Below are 18,855 nucleotides of genomic sequence, written 5' to 3' on the forward strand. Positions count from 1 at the left end.
TGTCAATTAAACAATTATATATCCTAACATGCGTTTTGACTCAATTCATTGTTCTTACTCATCTCATCCGGATAAACAGGCCTGCTAAAAGGTCGGTTCAAACAGGTCATTTTAATTGTCTCAATGACATTTAAAAGTATTCATAAAAAAAGAGGAATACTGCGTAAATATTAACGGGTATTCCCTGTATTTTATCAATCCCGGGTAGCGCAGCAGCATACACTATGCAGCTGCAGGCGCGCCTGATAAGTTGAGTCCATAGCAACATAAAAAAGCCGGGGCTGGAAAGCACCCGGCGTATTTCCGTTATAGCTTGTAAAAATGCCAGGTACTGACAAAATCTTTGGGTACTGGTTTATTCAAAAGAATCGCCCTTAACATTTCAATGGGCATCATATTCTCTTTCAGCACGGCATCATGGTATTGTTTGTAAGACATTTTTCCACTGTCTACCAATTCTTTTTTCAGTGCTTCGAACTGCAATCCTCCGATCATATAAGCGATCTGATACAGCGGACTATAACCGCCCACAAAAGAGCGCCGTACCTCTCCTTCTGCATTGGCCCGCTCATGTCCTACACGATCAACGAGGAAGTCGATACATTGCTGCGGTGTCCATTTACCGGTGTGGTAGTTGATAGAAAAGATGATCCTGGCACAACGGTGCTTACGCCAGAACAACATGCCGATGCGGTCTTCCGGTGTTTTAGCAAAGCCCTGATCCCAGAGCAATCTTTCCCAGTACAAAGCCCATCCTTCAATCCAGAAAGGTGTTTCAAAATGACGGTATGCTTTGTAACGGTTCTGCATAAACTCCTGCAGTGCATGTCCGGCCAGCAATTCATGGTGTACGGTAGCACGGGAGAAGTGTGGATTATTACCCCGCATGCTCATCATCTTATCTTCATGACTCATGCTACTAACCGGATAGGATACAATAAATTCTTCTCCGCCTAAAAAGAATGGATTTACCAGTTGCCTTTCCGGCGACATCATGTTCATGCGCCAGGTTTCTTCTGCCAGTGGCGGCAGTGTGATGAGGTCATGCTGTTTGAGAAAGTCGATGGATTCATTATAAAGTTGCATCATGGCAGCAGGCTGGTCGGCCGGCGGTACGTAGCTGTTCTTCACTTTTTCCATGGCCGCCTTCCAGTCGGTACCCAGCCCCATTTCACGGGTAGCTTTTTCCATTTCTGCGTCACACCAGGCAAATTCTTTATTGGCAATGGCCAGCAGTTCTTCCGGCGTGTAAGGGATCATTTCCTGCTGCAATCCCCTGATCAGCTGTGTTCTGCCAATAGGGTGACCAATAATACCGCTGCCATCATCCGGGAGCTGCCCACTGCTTTTCTCTTTAGCGGCGAAAGCAGCCCCATAGCCACTTAAGAGGCTATCCAATTGTTTATAGGGAGCAGGTATCCACCAGGAGAAAAGCGGATCATATCCGTTGTAAAAAGAAAACACGCTGCCAAGCGCATTTCGCAAGTCTTTTACAGTAGCCTTACTCCGGCGTATCTGTACAATAGAGATGCCGCTATCATGTTCCAGTTGTTGTCTGCTTTTGTTAACTTCCTTTGCTATTTCGTTGAACTGTGCCGCCAATACCGGTGCATCCGGTTTGGCGCCGCGGCGGCGGCTTTGCTCTACCTGGTAAATTTTATCTGCAAAGGGAAACCACTTTTTCACCTGGGCATATTCCTGTTGTGCCTCGGACAAATCCTCCGCTGCAGCAGCCAGCTTGCGTTTAAACAGCGTATAATCTACCTGTGTCCCTACATTCAATGCGGCGTAGTTCAGCTGCTGCAGGCGTTGCTGATAGCTCTTAATGAGCGTGGCGAAGCGGGCAAAACGTTCCGGTGAATTCTCTACAAAATAAAAGCGGTTCAGGATACCGGCATCTGCCTCATACTGTACCATGATATTATTGACCTCACTGGTTTGTGCGTAAAGGTCATTATCAGCGGATTGTGCGGATACGATCACCTGCTGTAAGAGCAGCACAGCGATCAGTGGAAATATTTTTTTCAAGGTGGTCAGGTTTTACTCGTTAACATTTCTATCTGGTGGTGTGGCTTGTAACAGGTGCTGCACAAAAAAATCGCGGCGTTTAATACGGCCGTAAGGACCGCCATCACTATGTCCCATGCCCGGAACCGGCAGGAATTCAAACGTCTTTCCTTTCTTTATCAGGGCATCTATTACACGGTAAGTGGATTCAGGAGGTACATTCGTATCCGCCTCTCCTACTATCAATAAAAGGCTACCCTGCAATCTGCCGGCATTGGTGACATTGGATTGTTCTTCGTAATGCTTGCCAACCGGGTATCCCATCCATTGTTCGTTCCACCACTGCTTATCTACCCGGTTATCGTGACAACCGCAGGAAGCCACGGCTGCTTTATAAAATTCAGGATGAAAAAGGAGTCCACCCAACGCATTTTGTCCGCCGGCAGAAGTGCCATATAGGCCTACCCGTGATGTATCCACAAAAGGGTATTTCCTGGCGAGTGCTTTGATCCACAAAATACGATCCGGGAAACCTGCGTCTGCGAGGTTTTTCCAGCATACGTCATGGAATGCTTTTGAGCGGTTAGCCGTTCCCATACCATCTATCTGTACCACAATAAAACCCAGATCTGCCAAACTTTGCATGTCGATATAATAACTCATAAAGCTTTTGGGTACAAAAGCGTCCTGCGGACCGGCATAAATATTTTCCACTACCGGATATGTTTTAGTGGAGTCGTAGTTCGATGGCCGGCACATCACACCCCAGATATCTGTCTTCCCATCGCGGCCTTTGGCAACAAATGGTACAGGGAAGGGAACGCCGGTAGTCTGCCAGGCGCTTACATCTGCTTTTTCCAGTACAGTAATGAGTTTTCCATCAGCCGTACGGCGCAGTTCATTTACCGGCGGCACATTTACCTGTGAGTACTTATCTATATAAAATCTTTTATCGGGAGAAAAGAAAACGAGGTGATTACCGGTGGCAGGAGTCAGGTCCAGCAGTTTACTACCGTTGAAGTCTATACGATAATAATGAATAAAGTAAGGATCTTCCCCGGCATTCCGGCCACTGCCACGGAACCAGATTTCTCTTTTTTGGGCATCTACGCTGTCCACCTCTCTTACAATCCAATCTCCTTTGGTGATCTCGTTCTTTATTTCCCCGGTAAGGGTGTTCACAAGATAAAGGTGCTGCCAGCCATCCTTCTCAGAGGTCCACAGCAGTTCATTGGTTTCGGGGAGGTAGTGGGTGTATATCCGCGATTCGTAGATGAACGTGTTCGTTTTTTCCTCCAGTATCGTTCGGGTGTTACCGTTAGTTGCATCTACTTCTATGATGCGGAAGCGCTGATGCCCACGGTCTGCTTTTTCGTACAGGAAGTATCGGGCATCGGGTTGGCGCCAGTGCAATACCGGTGCATCAAAGAAATCAATGATGTCGGTGTTTACTTTGGCGGTAGTTTTGCCTGCCAGGTTAAACACGTACATTTCATAGGTGGTAAAAGGGTCACCGGGTTGTTTATAGGGTTGCGAACGCAGCTGTCCGCGGGTAGTTCCCGGTACATCCGTCAGGATATAATATACGGAAGAATCCTCTACCGGGTGGATGCGATAGCCCACCAGGTACTTGCTGTCTGGCGACCAGGCCAGAGCGCCGTAGCTTTCCCTTGTTGTGTCGCCATCCTTTGTAAAGGGGATCACTGACCCATCCTGCAGGGAGCGTACGTAGACATTGCCATTGATGGTGGTAGCCACCCATTTCTTATCGGGGGAGACACTGTCGGTGGCAAAACTCTCCCAGCGGCTGGGCTCCCGATGTTGGAAAGGTCGGGAGGTGGATTTAGGCCCCGACAATTTTGCAAATTTTGCAGTATCGGTAATGACTTCTTTTTTGCCGGTAGCGGCGTTCACGAGGTAATAAGTCTTAATACTGTCTTTGCTATCAGTCACATACCAGAATGAGGTTCCTCCCGGCAGCCAGTTGGCATCTACATTATGCTTAAACACCGTTTTCCGGGTGATGCTATCCAGTAACCGCACCTGGCGATATCGCTGCAGTATATCCGCATGTGTGGGTAAATAGGGCGTTGGCTTGCTTTGTTGTGCCTGCAGCAGCCCACCGGGGATGCCCAGTAACAATAGCAAAAAAAGAAACTTCTGGTACTTCATAAATAATTCTGATCGGCTGTAAATAAATGTATACCTGACAGTTATTAAAAATACACTGTTTGAATATTTTTTAAAAGTACTATCCACAATGCGTAGTTTTTGAACGATTTTTAATAACTTGTTCTCATATCTTCACCTAAATTTGGCCACAAAGCCTTCAAAGGTGTTAAAAAAAGAATAATGTAACTACATGAAAGTATTACAGTTTACAATACCTGTAGCGCACGACAAAACCATTATCACGCAAAAAGATTCGCTGCCAGCTTTCTATCCGCACCTGCACCGTCATGAAGAAATTCAGCTCACCTGGATTCAGCACGGGCACGGTACGTTGATTGTGGAAAACAATATGCATGCTTTCTGGTCGAATGAAATTTACTGGTTAGGCAGTAATCAACCTCATGTATTAAAGAGCGAAGAGTTGCCTTTTGGCAGTAAGAACAAAAAGAATGTGCAGGCGCTGACCGTATTTTTCAATCCTGAAGGTAAGCTGGCGCCATTGTTTGAGCTGCCGGAATTCAAAAAGATCAAGTCATTTGTAGAGCAGTCCCGTAACGGATTTAAGATCCCGGAAGTGCATGTACTGGATATTTCGAGCCGTATGCTGAAGATCCATCAGTCGCAGGGGATTGTGCAGTTTCTGGCATTTGTGGAGTTGATGAATTTCTTTCTGACGATTAAGAGCCTGGAGCCGTTAATTACGGGGTCGAGGTTATCGGCAGTGAATGAGCAGGAAGGTATCCGTATCGGGTATATCTACAATTATATTATGCAGCACTATGATACGGAAATTAAGCTGGAAGATATTGCCCGGGAGGCGCATATGACACCACAGGCTTTTTGCCGGTATTTCAAAAAGCATACGCGGTTAACATTTGTGTCCTTTCTGAATGAGGTACGCATCAATGAGGCTTGCAAAAAACTGGCTGGTGGCTCATTCGACAGCATCGCTACCGTGGCGTACAATTGCGGATTCAATAGTATTGCCAATTTCAACCGGGTATTTAAAAGTATTACCGGGAAATCACCGCGCAGCTATCTGCGGGAATATGAACAACTGGACAACACGTCGGATACTGCAGCTACAAAATCTGCATAGTATTGGTCAATAAGCGAATAGAATTCACCCCGAAGTAGCTGTAGTTTTAGGGTAATCAACCAATTACTATAGCTACTATGTCAGACGCTCCATCATTCAAGCCGTCTATAAAGCTGCTGGATGCCACTATGATTGTGGCCGGCAGCATGATAGGCTCCGGAATTTTTATTGTCAGTGCCGATATTACCCGTCATACGGGAAGCGCCGGTTGGTTATTGCTGGTATGGCTGATTACCGGGTTTATGACGCTTACTGCTGCTTTAAGTTACGGGGAACTGAGCGGCATGTTTCCCCGTGCCGGCGGGCAATATGTGTACCTGAAAGAGGCCTATAATCCTATGACGGCTTTCCTATATGGCTGGAGCTTTTTTACGGTCATACAAACGGCCACCATTGCGGCAGTAGGCGTTGCTTTTGCCAAATTCACCGCCTACCTCCTGCCTGTATTCAGTGAAGAAAATGTGCTGCTGGACCTGGGATTGATGAAGGTGAGTGCGGCGCAACTGCTATCTATTATGGTGATTGTATTACTAACCTATATGAATACACGTGGTATTGAGGGCGGTAAAAAAATACAAACTACTTTCACGCTGACTAAACTGGTGAGTCTTGCTGCCTTGATCATTTGCGGCCTGCTGGCATTAAAACCGGGGGTATGGACGGCCAACTGGCAGCATGCATGGGACCTCCATCCTTTAACTATCGGTGATACTGCCCCCTCCTATACTACCATAGCGGCCCTTGGTGCTATTGCCGCGGCGATGGTGGGTTCCGTATTCAGCAGTGACTCCTGGCATAATGTTGCTTTTGTGGCAGGGGAAATAAAAAATCCGCGACGTAATATTGGGCTAAGTCTTTTCCTGGGTACCGCTATCGTGACTGTTATTTACCTGTTGACCAACATTACCTATCTCGCCGTACTACCTTTATCAGAAATTGCACAGGCGCCAAAAGATCGTGTAGCCGTGTCCGTATCTCAGGTTGTTTTGGGTAATGCAGGCACAGTTGTTATTGCGCTGATGATCATGATTTCTACTTTTGGATGTAATAATGGCCTTATTCTGGCCGGCGCGAGGGTGTATCATACGATGGCGAATGACGGCGTATTTTTTAAACGGGCGGGTACTTTAAACAGTGCTTCCGTACCGGCATTTGCCTTATGGATCCAATGTGTGCTTGCCTGTTTATGGTGCTTAAGTGGCCGGTATGGTGAATTGCTGGACATGATTTCATTTGTAGTGGTGGCATTTTATATGCTGACGATAGCCGGTATTTTTATCCTGCGTAAAAAGCGGCCGGATGCTGACAGACCGTACAAGGCTTTCGGATACCCGGTGTTGCCGGTATTATATATTTTAATGGGCCTGGCATTCTGTGGGTTGCTGTTTGTCTATAAACCACGATTCACCTGGCCGGGACTGATCATTACGCTGTCAGGTATTCCCGTATACTACCTGGTTAACAGGAAAAGACGGAGCGATAAACCACCTGTCTCCCAAAGGGAAAAAATTACTACCACCAACTAATCTACTGACCAAACCAATCATTTCCGGGGGGCTGATGTATCAGCCTCCTTTTTAATATCTCCCCTTATAAGTGTTCTCCGTACGCATTTACAAGTGTTAATACATAATTAATCTACTATCAGACCCTGGTAAAAAACTATACTGCTACATTTGTAAAATTCACTATCTTTCTGGCTGAGTCAGAGGTGTAATGTAGTCATCGTGAAATGCCAACCAGTTTTTTTCATCTACGTTTTTTGGAACCCAGTGAATATTTTAAAAATTTACCTACAACAGGCAATAGTGCAATAACGATTTAGCAACAATTATTATTTAACAACCAAAACCAGTAATTCAGCAACACTAAAACAGACAGGCCGTATATATCTGTTCCAATCACGTTTATTCAAGTTCACGTCTTATTCATCAAATTATGAGGTACTCATTCACTAGAAAATTATGCTTTCTGATGGTCTTTCTATGCGCAGCTACCAGCGCTGTGATGGCACAAAAGACCATTACCGGGAAAGTCACCGCGGCGGCAGACGGAACGGGTCTGCCAGGTGTAAATGTAATTGTGCCCGGCACCAGCAGCGGGGCCAGTACTGATACAAAAGGTAACTACACCCTTTCTTTACCCGCAGGTGCTAAATCGGTTTTGTTCTCATTTATCGGCTATGAACCACAAACAATAACAGTTGGTGACAAAACTGTCATCAATGTATCTCTCAGCGCTACCACCAAAGGATTGGGTGAAGTAGTGGTTGTAGGTTATGGCGTACAAACACGCCGCGATGTAACCGGTACTATTGCTTCCGTAAAAGGCTCGGATATTAAAAACTTACCGGTACCTGATGCCGCCTCGGCTATACAAGGTCGTGTTACAGGGGTGGACATTGTCCGCTCAGATGGTGCTCCCGGCAGCACGCCCGCCATACGTATACGTGGTACTGGTACCATTAACAACGCAGACCCTTTGGTGATCATTGACGGGATCCCGGCCAGTGGCCTCAGCGATGTAAATCCCAACGACATTGCGTCCATGGAAATACTGAAAGACGCCTCTTCTTCCGCGATCTACGGTACCCGTGCGGCCAACGGCGTGGTCATCATCACCACTAAAAAAGGAAGCTACGGCGAAAAACTGAAAGCATCTGTGAACCTTTACCGGGGCGTATCCAACACTATCCGGTATATTCCTCTGCTAACGGCACCGGACCTCGCCATGCTCAAACAGGAACGCTATACCAACGATGGCGCCACAGTAGATCCACTCTGGAAAGATCCTTATTATTCCACCCAACGCACCGACTGGCAACGTGCCCTCCTGCGTTCCGGCGATGTAACCAATGCTGATGTGAACTTACGCGGTGGCAACGCCAGTTCCAATTACATGCTCAGTGCAGGTTACTATAATGAAAACGGGCTGATTGTCAACTCTTATTTTAAACGTTACTCCGTACGTTTCAACTCAGAACATAAGCTGGGTAAACGTTTCAAAGTAGGTGAAAACATGCAGCTGACCTATAAACAGAGCGCCGGTCCTGATACCTACTCTTCACAGACAGGTCTCATTTTCAGCGCCCTGCGCTTCAACCCTGCCATCCCGGTACGCAATCCCGATGGCAGCTACGGCAGCTCCAAAGCCAGCAATGAACTCGGCGATATCAACAACCCGGTATATACTGCTGAAACCACCGATGCCTGGACCAAAACTTACCGCATGCTGGCCAGCGTATACGGAGAACTGGAAATTATGGACGGTCTGACCCTTCGCGCCAACTACGGATTTGACGGCAATATCAACAACCAGTATAGCTTCTCACCAAAAGTACTGGACCAGACCAGGGCACGTGATCACGCAGAACTGTACAACCGCAATGCCACCGAAAACACCCAGCTCAGTGAAATATTCATGACCTATAATAAGATATTCGGACAAATACACCATATCACCGTTACCGGTGGTTATTCTCAGCAAACTTATAACGGCTCCTTCTTCCGCGCCGACCGCTGGGGCTTTAATGATGAAGCACCAGATCAGCGTGTACTCAGCAATGGTAACGACATCCACGATGCCCAGGGTAACTACTATCCGGCCAACGCTATCGCATCCGGATTTGTGAGAGGTTTCTATGGATATAAAGATAAATACCTGCTGACAGTTACCTTCCGCGCGGATGGTTCTTCCAGGTTTGCACCGGATCAGCGCTGGGGATACTTCCCTGCCTTCTCCGCAGGATGGCGCATTTCAGACGAAACCTTCTTTAAAGATCATGTGAAAGCAGTCAGCAACCTGAAAATCACCGGAGGCTGGGGACAACTGGGTAATCAGAACATAAATGATTTCCAGTACCTGGCACCGATAGACAAAGACAGACGCTATAACTTTGGTGAAAACCCATTTACCGGCGTATGGAATTCCAGACTGGCCAACCCCAACATCACCTGGGAAAAAGCGGAGATGACAAACATCAGCATGGAAGCTGGCTTCTTCGAAAACAAATTGAATACCACCATTACCTGGTTTAATAAAAATACCCGCGATATGCTGGTACCAGCTCCGGAAATGGACCTGCATGGTACTGCTGCTATCCCCGATCGTAATATCGGTGAGCTGAATAACAAAGGCTGGGAAGTGGAAGTAGGCTACCAGGGCGGTAATGATCGTTTTCATTTTAATGTAAGCGCCAACGCTTCTTTCATTAAAAATGAAGTCACCAAATTATACGATCCTACCTCTTACATTGGCTCAACTGTTTACGGCCGCCAGGGAGTGGAAATTTCCCGCACCTATGTAGGTCAGCCACTGGCGTCTTACTATGGCTGGAAAACCAATGGTATTTATCAGACAGCTGACGAAGTAAATAATGATGCCAACATCAAAAACGATCCCAACAAGGCTAAAATCATGCCCGGCGATGTACGCTTTGTAGACATCAACGGAGATGGTATCGTTAACGATAAAGACCGCGTAAACCTGGGTAGCCCTAATCCTAAAATGGTATACGGTATACAGGCCAGCGGCAGCTATAAAGGCTTTGATCTGAGTCTCTCTTTTGCCGGCGTAAGTGGTGTAAAACTGTACAACGCTGATAAAATGCAGGGGATGGATCCTGCCTATCCGTATAATATGTATGCCGATGCGTTGAACCGCTGGCATGGTGCAGGTACCAGCAACAGCGTACCACGCATGTCGCTCCGCAGTGACAATCAGAACAATCGTGTTTCCGATCGTTTTGTAGAAAAAGGTGATTATTTTTCCCTGAAGAATGCCTCACTGGGATATACCATTCCATCTAAAATATGGGGTCACAGCGGCATCTCTGATATCCATGTATATGTAGCCGCACAAAATCTGTTCATCCTTACTTCCTACTCTGGTTTAACTCCGCAACTGGGATATAATGGTACCAGCGATGGTAACAGACAACGCGGTGTAGACGTAGCTGCCTATCCACAGGCCCGGACCTTTACATTTGGCGCTACCCTTAACTTTTAATTCACGGGAACTTTAAATTAATTACTATGCAACGGATCAAACATATATTTTTAATTACCGCTGTGCTGCTGGCAGGTTGTAAGAGTGTGCTGGATGTAAAGCCAAAAGGAAATTATACCACCGGCAACTACTGGCGTAACCAAAGCGATGCGTTAGATGGTGTTACCGGCATTTACAATACCTTACTGGAAGAAGATTATACCGGCTTTAACGAGTTTGTATTTGATAACTGCTCAGATGACCAGGTACGTGGTGGAGACCACGATTACGACGCCGCTATTGAAGACTTTTCCTACGATCCTTCTACCTACAGTGTCAGAGTAGGCTGGAGATGGAAATATGAAACGATCAGCCGCTCCAACAACGTGCTCATTTATGTTCCTAAAATAACAGATATAGACGCCGCGATTAAAAACCGTTGTCTTGGTGAAGCACATTTCTTCCGCGCCTTCGCCTACTGGCGTCTGCTGCTGATATACGGAGAAGCACCTATTGTTACAGAAGACGATGTACTCAAATCCAATTACAAAAAACCTAAAGTGAGTGCAGATCAGCTGCGTGCACAGATTGAAACGGACCTGCTGGCAGCAGCCGATCAGTTACCGGAAACCTATGGTGATGGCGATAAAGGTCGCGTGAGCAAAGGAACCGCCTGGGGCCTGCTCTGCAAACTGTATATGAACTGGGAAAAACTGGACAAGGCAATTGAATTTGGCAGCAAAGTAACTACCAATGCACATTATGCTTTAGCTCCGAAATATGCCGATAATTTCAGCGTAGCCACCGGTAACAATTCAGAAATGTTACTGGCCGTTCAAACAGTAGATGGTAACGGCTATTCCGACTTCATCACTTATCACGCCCCCCGTAACTGGAATGGCTGGAGCTTCTTCTATCCTACCAAAGGACTGGTCGATGAATTTGAAGCAGGTGATCCACGCAAGAATATCTGCATCATGCAACCCGGCGACCAGGTGAACATAGGTACCGGTATTGCTACCTACAATGCAGATGCTTCCTGGAGTGGCTATCACTATAAAAAATTCTGTAGCTGGAAACCTTCCGGTGGGTTAGACTACTCACTTAAAACGCCGTTGATGCGTTCCGCAGATATTTACCTGCTGGTGGCAGAAGCTAAGATCCGTGTGAATGGCGCCGGTGCCGGTGATGCAGAAATTAAAGCAGTTCGTCAGCGTGCTTCCGCTACTTTGCCTGTAGTAACAAATGCTGGTATGAAAGAATTGATGCACGAACGCCGGGTAGAATTATGTGGTGAGAATGAGCGTCATCAGGATTTGTTGCGCTGGGATAAAGCGAAACTGGTAGACATTGTAGCGTTGTACAAATTGCCTAAAAAGGCGTATGACGGTACTACGATCACCCGCGGTGGTGCAGCCAGAACATTCGTTCGTCCTAAGAATTACTATTTCCCGATGCCGCAACAGGAGATAGATAGAAGTCAGGGGATATTGATACAGAATCCGAATTTTTAAGATATACGAAAAGCCGCTCTCTTATCGGGAGCGGCTTTTTTATTATTCTATTTTCTCCGCATCCTCTTGCCCATTCTGCATCTTCGTCAAACCCCGCACTTTCCCCTGCTCGTCCACGTGAAAAGATAACTGCGCATCCATATTCTTTGCAAAAAACTGATGCGGTGCATACGCTGATATTTCCTGCTTTACCTGTCTGCCACCGGTCCCCTTACCATACATCCGGTTAGCTTCCCGGCTAATGGTTAATATGAATCCGGAACTGAACCGGTATTTACCTACATACTTTTCAAGATCGGTTGTATCCATGGGTATTGTTTCCCTGGCTATAACCATCTTATCACTGCGTTTCAGGATGGTGGAATCGCCGGTACCATGTATCACCAGCGCATTGATATGTCCGTTGCTATCCCTGGTAAAGCGGAGGGTATTCAGGCTGTTATCCTGCCAGCATTGATCCCTATCAAAAGGCACCAAACGGGTTTTAGTTCCTCCTTTTCTATACAACAACAGGCGGTTATCTTCATACACGATGTAATTCTCACCCGTTGCCGTCATCCCGTATACACCTTCCAATTCCTTTTGCTGTTCAGCAGATAGTGGTATTTCCTGTTGTGGATAAGGCTTGCCGATTGTGATGGCGGCTATTTTTGTTGCGGTGAGTTCCGGGTTATTATTTTCGCAATTAGTCAGGAGGGTTACAAATACTTTTTCTTTTGGAAGATAAACAGCGAAGGTGGAGAATCCGTTAATCAGTCCATCATGGTGGCGGTCAGGACTTCCCTGAATATTGCCACTCCACCAGCCATAGCCGTATCCGGTAGAAGCTCCGTTTTTCAGGTGATGGGGTGTTAATGCCTTGTCCAGGCTTTTTTCCCGGATAACCTTATACTCCATGACGGCCTTGTTCCAGGTATACAAATCCATCGCAGTAGAGAGTATAGCACCTGCTGCATAAGGTTGGGACATGCTCAGGAAGGCGGCGTTTCTATAATGATCATCATACTTTTCATAACCATGTGCCCTGTTCGGGATGATATGATCTTCGTTATCGAAGAAGGTATGTTTCATGCCCAGGGGTTCAAAGATATGTGTCGTGATATATTCCTCATAGGAAGTTTGAGTGACCAGTGAAATGATGTAACCGAGAAGCACATACCCATTGTTATTATAGCGAAAGTTTGTGCCTGGCTCAAATTCCATGGGCTCCTCTTTAAATTGCGCTATCAGTTCCTGGGGTGTCATATTTTTCTTCCGTGCTTCCGGTGTCCACTTGCCGGCACTGGTGGAAATGCCGGAGGTATGCGTGAGTAAATGTTCGATGGTGATGGTTTGTCCATGCGTGGGATAGTCGGGGATAAACCGGTGGATATCATCCTGCAGTGACAGCCTGCCCTCTTCCACCAGTTTCAAAATGGCGCAGGCGGTAAACTGTTTGGTGATGGAGCCGATGCGGAATACCTGTTCCGGTTGCATGGGAAGACCAGCTTCCAGGTCTGCTTTACCGAATGCCTGTTGGTAAATGATCTTATCATCTTTTGCCACAAGTATCACACCTCCGGGACCAGTATCCGGAAATGCCTTCGACAACAGCGTATCTATTTGGCCAGCGGCTGACTGTGCCGGCGTAATAAAATGAAGGTGGAGGAATAATAGTAATAGCCAACCGGCTAATTTATTTTTCATGATAATCTGTATTTAATTGGTAACGATAGTGGGCACAGGAAGGCGGCATGATTAAAAACTAATACATACAGGTGTGGGTTTCCTGTGATGTGATGGATTTATTTCCTTAGGTACGATTAAGGCTTCCGGGAATGGGATTTAAGCACGTTATATCCCACTAATAAACTAATACCTAAACAAAGGAATATAGAAAAGACAAATCTAAGGTCATCGCTAACCCCTGGAATGGGTAGTGCATTTAGTAAGGCGCCTGTCAGCAATCCCATGGCAATACCAATACTTATAATACCCAGCATTAATAAGAAAGGCAGTACAGTCAAATTTCTCTTGAAATAATCGGGAGGTAGTCCTTTTTCAAGGATGGTCATTCGTTCTTTATGCCTGGTCGTGAAATAATAATAACTGATTCCGAATATGACCAGTGCAATAGCAATAAATAAGGCGGCGGACGTTAGTTGCATGATGTATTTTTTAAAAGTTTTTGGCTACTTTCATATTAGACCAGCCATTTGTCCAAATGGTCACAATATTTTTGATGTGACCACTTTCCCTCTTTGCTGGTCTAACTACCTGATGAAACTATTTAGGCAAATTCAACCCGAAGATGAACTATTAAAAAAAGCAGCGCTTGGTGACCCGACCGGCATCGCTTATCTGGTGAATACCTATAAGGACTTTGCCTTCACCATCGCCATGGGGATTGTTTCAAACAGGGAGGATGCGGAGGAAGTTGTACAGGATTCCTTTGTAAAAGCCTTTGCTGCTCTCGGAAAATTTAATAACAACGCTAAATTTTCTTCCTGGCTTTATAAAATTGTTTATAATACTTCAATTACAAAAATCCAGTACAGAAAACCGCAGCCGGTCCCTTTCGATACACAGTATGCAGCCGGTTTACCGGGATTATCCGAAAATCAGAGCTGGGAGGCGTTAATCGTCACAGAAAGGAAAAAATACGTGACCCTGCTGCTCAATGAACTGGCAGCAGAAGACAGGACCATCATCACGCTTCATTATATCGCGGAAAAAAGTATCGGAGAGATTTGCGATATACTGGGAATGAATAAATCCGCCGTAAAAATGCGGCTGCTGAGAGGGCGTAAACAACTGGAAGCAGCATTACAGCTATTACTGGACCAGGAAAAAAGAAATTTATTATGAATAAAATCAATGACGACAAACTCCGTGTATTTTTAAAAGAAAACGGCATTGCGCAGACAACGGAGCAGTTTTCCGCTGAATTAACGGCGCTGCTGGTGCATAAGTACAGTACGCAGCCTATCAGTCGTCCGCTTGAATTTAATGCCGGCAAATGGCTCGGAAAGCTCATTATAGGGATATTGGTTTGCTTTAACCTGACGCTGCTCGGCTATGTGGGGATCCTATACCTGCCGCCGGTACTGTTTATGTGCCTGATAGCTGCTATCCTGGGTGTATGGGGAATGATCGGCATAATGAAGAAAGAAATGCCGGATCGGAGCCCAGCTGTATAAAATAAAGCGGTTGTCCCAAATGGAAACAACCGCCTTACTATTACTTATTTTGTAGAGAATTTGTACACAGTGGTTTGTGAAAACGTTTCACCTGGCTTCAGGATCACGTTAGGGAAAGATGGCTGATTCGGGGAATCGGGGAAATGCTGTGTTTCCAGGCAAAGTGCTGCGTTCTTCACATACTTTTTACCATCACGGGTATTGGTAAGGGTACCATCCAGGAAGTTGCCGGTATAAAACTGTATACCTGGCTGCGTAGTAGCTACTTCCATGAAACGACCGCTGTTAGGGTCATACAGGGTAGCAATAGTTTCCAGGTCGCCTTCTTTTTTATCCAGCACCCAGTTATGGTCATACCCACCTTTTACTTTACCAATATCGGCACCGATTTTCTTAGGTGAAGTAAAATCCATGGGACCGCCTTTTACCGGATCCAGTTTACCGGTAGGAATCAGTTTATCCGTAACCGGGGTATAACGACTGGCTTTCAGGGACAGTTCATGGCCCAGAATGGTGCTGTCTTTACCCGCAGAAAGATTAAAGTAAGCGTGGTTGGTGAGGTTCACCGGGGTGGCTTTATCGGTAGTAGCTTTGTAAGTAATCTGCAGGGCATTGTCAGGCGTAAGGGTATACACTACTGTTGCCTGTAAAGTGCCGGGATAACCTTCTTCCCCGTCTTTGCTGGTATATACCAGCTGCAGACTGCTGTCGCCGGCGGGGGTGGCCGCCCATACTACTTTATCAAAGCCTTTCAGACCGCCATGAAGACTATTCACATCGTTATTGGCAGCAAGGGAATATTCTTTGCCATCCAGTTTGAATTTTGCATTGGCAATCCTGTTGGCATAACGACCAATCAGAGCGCCAAAGTAAGGCTGTCCTTTTTGCTGGTAACCTGATAGTGAATCGTAGGATAATACAACGTTTCCTTTCTGGCCTTGCTTGTCGGCGGTGATAATATCGGTAATGGTACCACCGTAGTTCAGGATCTTAACTTCCATCCCATTGGCATTCTTCAGGGTGTATTGCAATACTTCCTGACCGTCTGCCTGACCAAAGCTGCGCGGGCCATTAGCCGGAGTGGTGGCAACTGCTGTGGAATCCTTACTTTCTTCTGTTTTAGGGGCATTGTTGTTACAGGAAGCCAGTAGGGTGCCACCGGAAATCAATAGGGCAGTCATCGCCTTTAAATTCATGTCCATAACGTATTTTGGTATTAAGTGAAAAAGAGTCACTAAATATCGGGATAATCCGGCTAAAGTCAAATAATTTTATTTTATTTTTAGTGTCAATTAAACAATTAAAAAAGCGAATGATTAAAATACGTGTACTATCTGTCAATAATCGGAAAGTAAGTATACAGCGTGGTAGCTAGCTTTAGCGGGATAAATATCGATGAATATGAAAAGACTGATCATTACCTGTCTCGCACTGGCAGGGTACTATAGCACTACTGCCCAGTCCTATGTTCCGGGCTGGAAAGAGCCTAAGATGAAAGTGCTGCCGGCAGTAGCCATTAAAGCATATCCGTTTCCCTTAGCGGCTGTAACGTTGCTGGATGGCCCCTTCAAAACAGCCATGCTGGCGGATGCACATTACCTGTTAAAAATAGACCCCGACAGGCTGCTGTCGGCCTTCCGCTCCAATGCTGGTCTGGCACCTAAAGGGAAACAATACGGCGGCTGGGAAACCGGTGGCCTCGCCGGACATACCATGGGCCATTACTTATCCGCCTGCGCCATGCAATATGCCGCCACAAAAGATACCACTTACCTGAACCGGGTGAACTACCTGGTAAATGAATTGGCACAATGTCAGCAAAGCCGCCACAGCGGATATATTGGCGCCTTCCCCAATGATGATAAACTCTGGACCGAAGTAGCCGCCGGCGATATCCGCTCCCGTGGCTTTGACCTCAATGGCGCCTGGTCACCCTGGTATACGGTACATAAAATAATGGCCGGCTTACTGGACGCATGGCTCTATTGCAATAATGCACAAGCATTGCAGGTAAACAAAGGTATCGCCGACTGGACCGACAACGTCATCAAAAACCTCACGGAAGCACAAATGCAGCAAATGCTGATCTGCGAATACGGTGGCATGGCGGAAACACTTGTCAATACCTACGCCCTGAGTGGCGATAAAAAATACCTGGACCTCTCCTATCGCTTTTATGATAAACGTATTCTTGATTCACTGGCCATCGGGAAAGATGTACTTCCCGGTAAGCATTCCAATACCCAGATCCCCAAAGCCATTGCCAGCATCCGGAGATATGAACTGAATAAAGACAGCAACGATGCCGCGATTGCCACCTACTTCTGGGAGGTAGTAACAAAAGATCATTCCTATGCCAACGGAGGTAATAGTAATTATGAATATTTCGGCGCCGCCAGACAACTCAACGAAGCACTAACAGACAATACCACCGAAACCTGCAATACCTATAATATGCTGAAGCTGACCAGGCACCTGTTTGCTTTGTCGCCACAAGCCAGACTAATGGACTATTACGAAAAGGCATTGTATAATCATATCCTCGCCTCTCAGAATCATGAAACCGGTATGATGTGCTACTTCGTACCACTCCGTATGGGTGGCAAAAAAGAGTACAGTGATGAGTTCGAAACCTTTACCTGCTGCGTTGGATCAGGTATGGAAAATCATGTGAAATATGGCGAGAGCATTTATTACAAAGGCGAAGACGGAAGTCTGTATGTCAACCTCTACATCCCATCTGTACTCCAATGGCAGGAAAAAGGGATTACCCTGAAACAGGAAAACAATCTGCCAGCCGATAATCGTACTGCCTTCACCGTTAGTACGAAGCAGACTGCTTCCTTTGCGTTACGCATTCGTAAACCAGCCTGGGCGAGAGCTGGCATTACCCTGCAGGTAAATGGTACCGACCAGCCGCTCACCACAGATGCAGGTGGCTACTTTGTGATCCGCCGCAATTGGAAAAACAATGATAAGGTAACGCTTACCTTACCGGCAGATGTGTACACGGAAGCGATGCCCGATAATCCAAACCGGCAGGCATTGTTCTATGGCCCAGCGCTGCTATCCGGTATACTCGGCGAAAAAGAACCAGACCCGGTTAGTGGTGTGCCGGTATTGGTCACCGCCAATCACTCTCCTGGTACCTGGATCAAACGTACCGATAACAATACACTCACCTTCCGTTCTGCTGGTACCGCACAACCACAGGATGTTATGCTGACACCTTTCTATCAAACTAAGAACGAATACTACACTGTCTACTGGGATGTATTTTCACCGGAGAGCTGGAAACTCCAACAGGTACGCTATGCAGCCGAAAAAAAGCAGCAACAGGAACTCGATGCCCGCACCACAGATATCCTTCGACCCGGAGAAATGCAACCAGAACGTGATCATGAATTCACCGGCGAAAAAACAACCACAGAAGAAGAGCATGGCCGCAAATGGCGCATCGCCTGGCCGGAAGGCTATTTTTCCTTCCAGATGAAAGTAGCTCCCAACAGCAAGCACACCCTGCAATGCACGTACTGGGGCATGGATAACCGCGGCAGAACATTCGACATTATAGTAGACGGCACCACGATCGCCACAGAAGATCTCAATAAATTCAAGGAGAGCCGGTTTTATCACATCTCCTATGCAATACCTGAAAGTCTGACAAAAGGAAAAGAACGCGTGAACATACGTTTTGTACCTAAAAACAATAACAGCGCCGGACCACTGTATGGCTGCAGAATGGTGAAAGAGTAAATGACCGTTGGGTTGTTTCCGCGGCAATCGCCCGGAAACAACCCAGCGGTCAGCTACCACGAAAGAACCGTTTTCCCACCGTACCATTGACACATGCAATCATGCTGAAAAAAAACCGCTGACAGGAGTATTTCCCGTCAAC

Annotated in this window: 12 protein-coding genes; 7 read left to right on the plus strand and 5 right to left on the minus strand. The window is 46.4% G+C overall.

Annotated features, from left to right (window positions below):
• Positions 1 to 306: 306 nt before the first annotated feature.
• Positions 307 to 2,028: a DUF885 family protein gene (locus AB4Z08_RS12845; protein WP_441574140.1), complete on the minus strand. Its 1,722-nt coding sequence runs from the start codon at positions 2,026 to 2,028 to the stop codon at positions 307 to 309.
• Positions 2,029 to 2,040: 12 nt separating this feature from the next.
• Positions 2,041 to 4,179, minus strand: coding sequence for a prolyl oligopeptidase family serine peptidase (locus AB4Z08_RS12850; RefSeq protein WP_441574141.1), 2,139 nt, complete (start codon positions 4,177 to 4,179; stop codon positions 2,041 to 2,043).
• A 190-nt stretch (positions 4,180 to 4,369) separates the two neighbouring features.
• On the opposite strand from AB4Z08_RS12850, the gene AB4Z08_RS12855 reads away from it, so the two are divergent.
• The 4 genes from AB4Z08_RS12855 (at position 4,370) to AB4Z08_RS12870 (ending at position 11,778) form a co-directional block, all read left to right on the plus strand.
• Complete coding sequence (locus tag AB4Z08_RS12855) at positions 4,370 to 5,278, plus strand: AraC family transcriptional regulator (protein ID WP_441574142.1); 909 nt, start codon at positions 4,370 to 4,372, stop codon at positions 5,276 to 5,278.
• A 77-nt stretch (positions 5,279 to 5,355) separates the two neighbouring features.
• Positions 5,356 to 6,804, plus strand: a complete 1,449-nt coding sequence (locus AB4Z08_RS12860; RefSeq protein ID WP_441574143.1) for an APC family permease — start codon at positions 5,356 to 5,358, stop codon at positions 6,802 to 6,804.
• A 448-nt stretch (positions 6,805 to 7,252) separates the two neighbouring features.
• Entirely contained in the window at positions 7,253 to 10,285 is a 3,033-nt protein-coding gene (locus AB4Z08_RS12865; RefSeq protein ID WP_441574144.1) for a SusC/RagA family TonB-linked outer membrane protein, read from the plus strand.
• Between the two features lie 26 nt (positions 10,286 to 10,311).
• Positions 10,312 to 11,778: a RagB/SusD family nutrient uptake outer membrane protein gene (locus AB4Z08_RS12870; RefSeq protein WP_441574145.1), complete on the plus strand. Its 1,467-nt coding sequence runs from the start codon at positions 10,312 to 10,314 to the stop codon at positions 11,776 to 11,778.
• A 42-nt stretch (positions 11,779 to 11,820) separates the two neighbouring features.
• On the opposite strand, the gene AB4Z08_RS12875 is transcribed toward AB4Z08_RS12870, so the two are convergent.
• Both AB4Z08_RS12875 and AB4Z08_RS12880 read right to left on the minus strand, forming a co-directional pair.
• A complete protein-coding gene (locus AB4Z08_RS12875; RefSeq protein WP_441574146.1) occupies positions 11,821 to 13,464 on the minus strand; it encodes a serine hydrolase in 1,644 nt (547 codons plus the stop codon).
• A gap of 116 nt (positions 13,465 to 13,580) precedes the next feature.
• Entirely contained in the window at positions 13,581 to 13,925 is a 345-nt protein-coding gene (locus AB4Z08_RS12880) for a DUF6249 domain-containing protein (RefSeq protein ID WP_441574147.1), read from the minus strand.
• Positions 13,926 to 14,037: 112 nt separating this feature from the next.
• Between AB4Z08_RS12880 and AB4Z08_RS12885 the strand changes: the two genes are divergently transcribed.
• Complete coding sequence (locus AB4Z08_RS12885) at positions 14,038 to 14,625, plus strand: RNA polymerase sigma factor (RefSeq protein ID WP_441574148.1); 588 nt, start codon at positions 14,038 to 14,040, stop codon at positions 14,623 to 14,625.
• Entirely contained in the window at positions 14,622 to 14,957 is a 336-nt protein-coding gene (locus AB4Z08_RS12890; protein ID WP_441574149.1) for a hypothetical protein, read from the plus strand. The genes AB4Z08_RS12885 and AB4Z08_RS12890 overlap by 4 nt, the downstream gene beginning before the upstream one ends.
• A 44-nt stretch (positions 14,958 to 15,001) precedes the next feature.
• On the opposite strand, the gene AB4Z08_RS12895 is transcribed toward AB4Z08_RS12890, so the two are convergent.
• A complete protein-coding gene (locus AB4Z08_RS12895) occupies positions 15,002 to 16,159 on the minus strand; it encodes an aldose epimerase family protein (RefSeq protein ID WP_441574150.1) in 1,158 nt (385 codons plus the stop codon).
• Positions 16,160 to 16,358: 199 nt separating this feature from the next.
• Here AB4Z08_RS12895 and AB4Z08_RS12900 point away from each other — a divergent pair, with 199 nt between their 5' ends.
• Positions 16,359 to 18,713 (plus strand): beta-L-arabinofuranosidase domain-containing protein, encoded by a 2,355-nt coding sequence (locus AB4Z08_RS12900; RefSeq protein ID WP_441574151.1) that lies wholly within the window; start codon positions 16,359 to 16,361, stop codon positions 18,711 to 18,713.
• The last annotated feature ends 142 nt before the right edge of the window (positions 18,714 to 18,855 follow it).

The organism is Chitinophaga sp. RAB17 (genome assembly GCF_052114225.1).
Classification (GTDB): Bacteria; Bacteroidota; Bacteroidia; order Chitinophagales; family Chitinophagaceae; genus Chitinophaga.

Bases quoted from the DNA above. Each gene is read 5' to 3' on its own strand.
- AB4Z08_RS12850 (WP_441574141.1), bottom strand. From the start codon at position 4,179: ATGAAGTACCAGAAGTTTCTTTTTTTGCTATTGTTACTGGGCATCCCC.
- AB4Z08_RS12855 (WP_441574142.1), top strand. From the start codon at position 4,370: ATGAAAGTATTACAGTTTACAATACCTGTAGCGCACGACAAAACCATT.
- AB4Z08_RS12860 (WP_441574143.1), top strand. From the start codon at position 5,356: ATGTCAGACGCTCCATCATTCAAGCCGTCTATAAAGCTGCTGGATGCC.
- AB4Z08_RS12865 (WP_441574144.1), top strand. From the start codon at position 7,253: ATGGTCTTTCTATGCGCAGCTACCAGCGCTGTGATGGCACAAAAGACC.
- AB4Z08_RS12870 (WP_441574145.1), top strand. From the start codon at position 10,312: ATGCAACGGATCAAACATATATTTTTAATTACCGCTGTGCTGCTGGCA.
- AB4Z08_RS12875 (WP_441574146.1), bottom strand. From the start codon at position 13,464: ATGAAAAATAAATTAGCCGGTTGGCTATTACTATTATTCCTCCACCTT.
- AB4Z08_RS12880 (WP_441574147.1), bottom strand. From the start codon at position 13,925: ATGCAACTAACGTCCGCCGCCTTATTTATTGCTATTGCACTGGTCATA.
- AB4Z08_RS12885 (WP_441574148.1), top strand. From the start codon at position 14,038: ATGAAACTATTTAGGCAAATTCAACCCGAAGATGAACTATTAAAAAAA.
- AB4Z08_RS12890 (WP_441574149.1), top strand. From the start codon at position 14,622: ATGAATAAAATCAATGACGACAAACTCCGTGTATTTTTAAAAGAAAAC.
- AB4Z08_RS12895 (WP_441574150.1), bottom strand. From the start codon at position 16,159: ATGGACATGAATTTAAAGGCGATGACTGCCCTATTGATTTCCGGTGGC.
- AB4Z08_RS12900 (WP_441574151.1), top strand. From the start codon at position 16,359: ATGAAAAGACTGATCATTACCTGTCTCGCACTGGCAGGGTACTATAGC.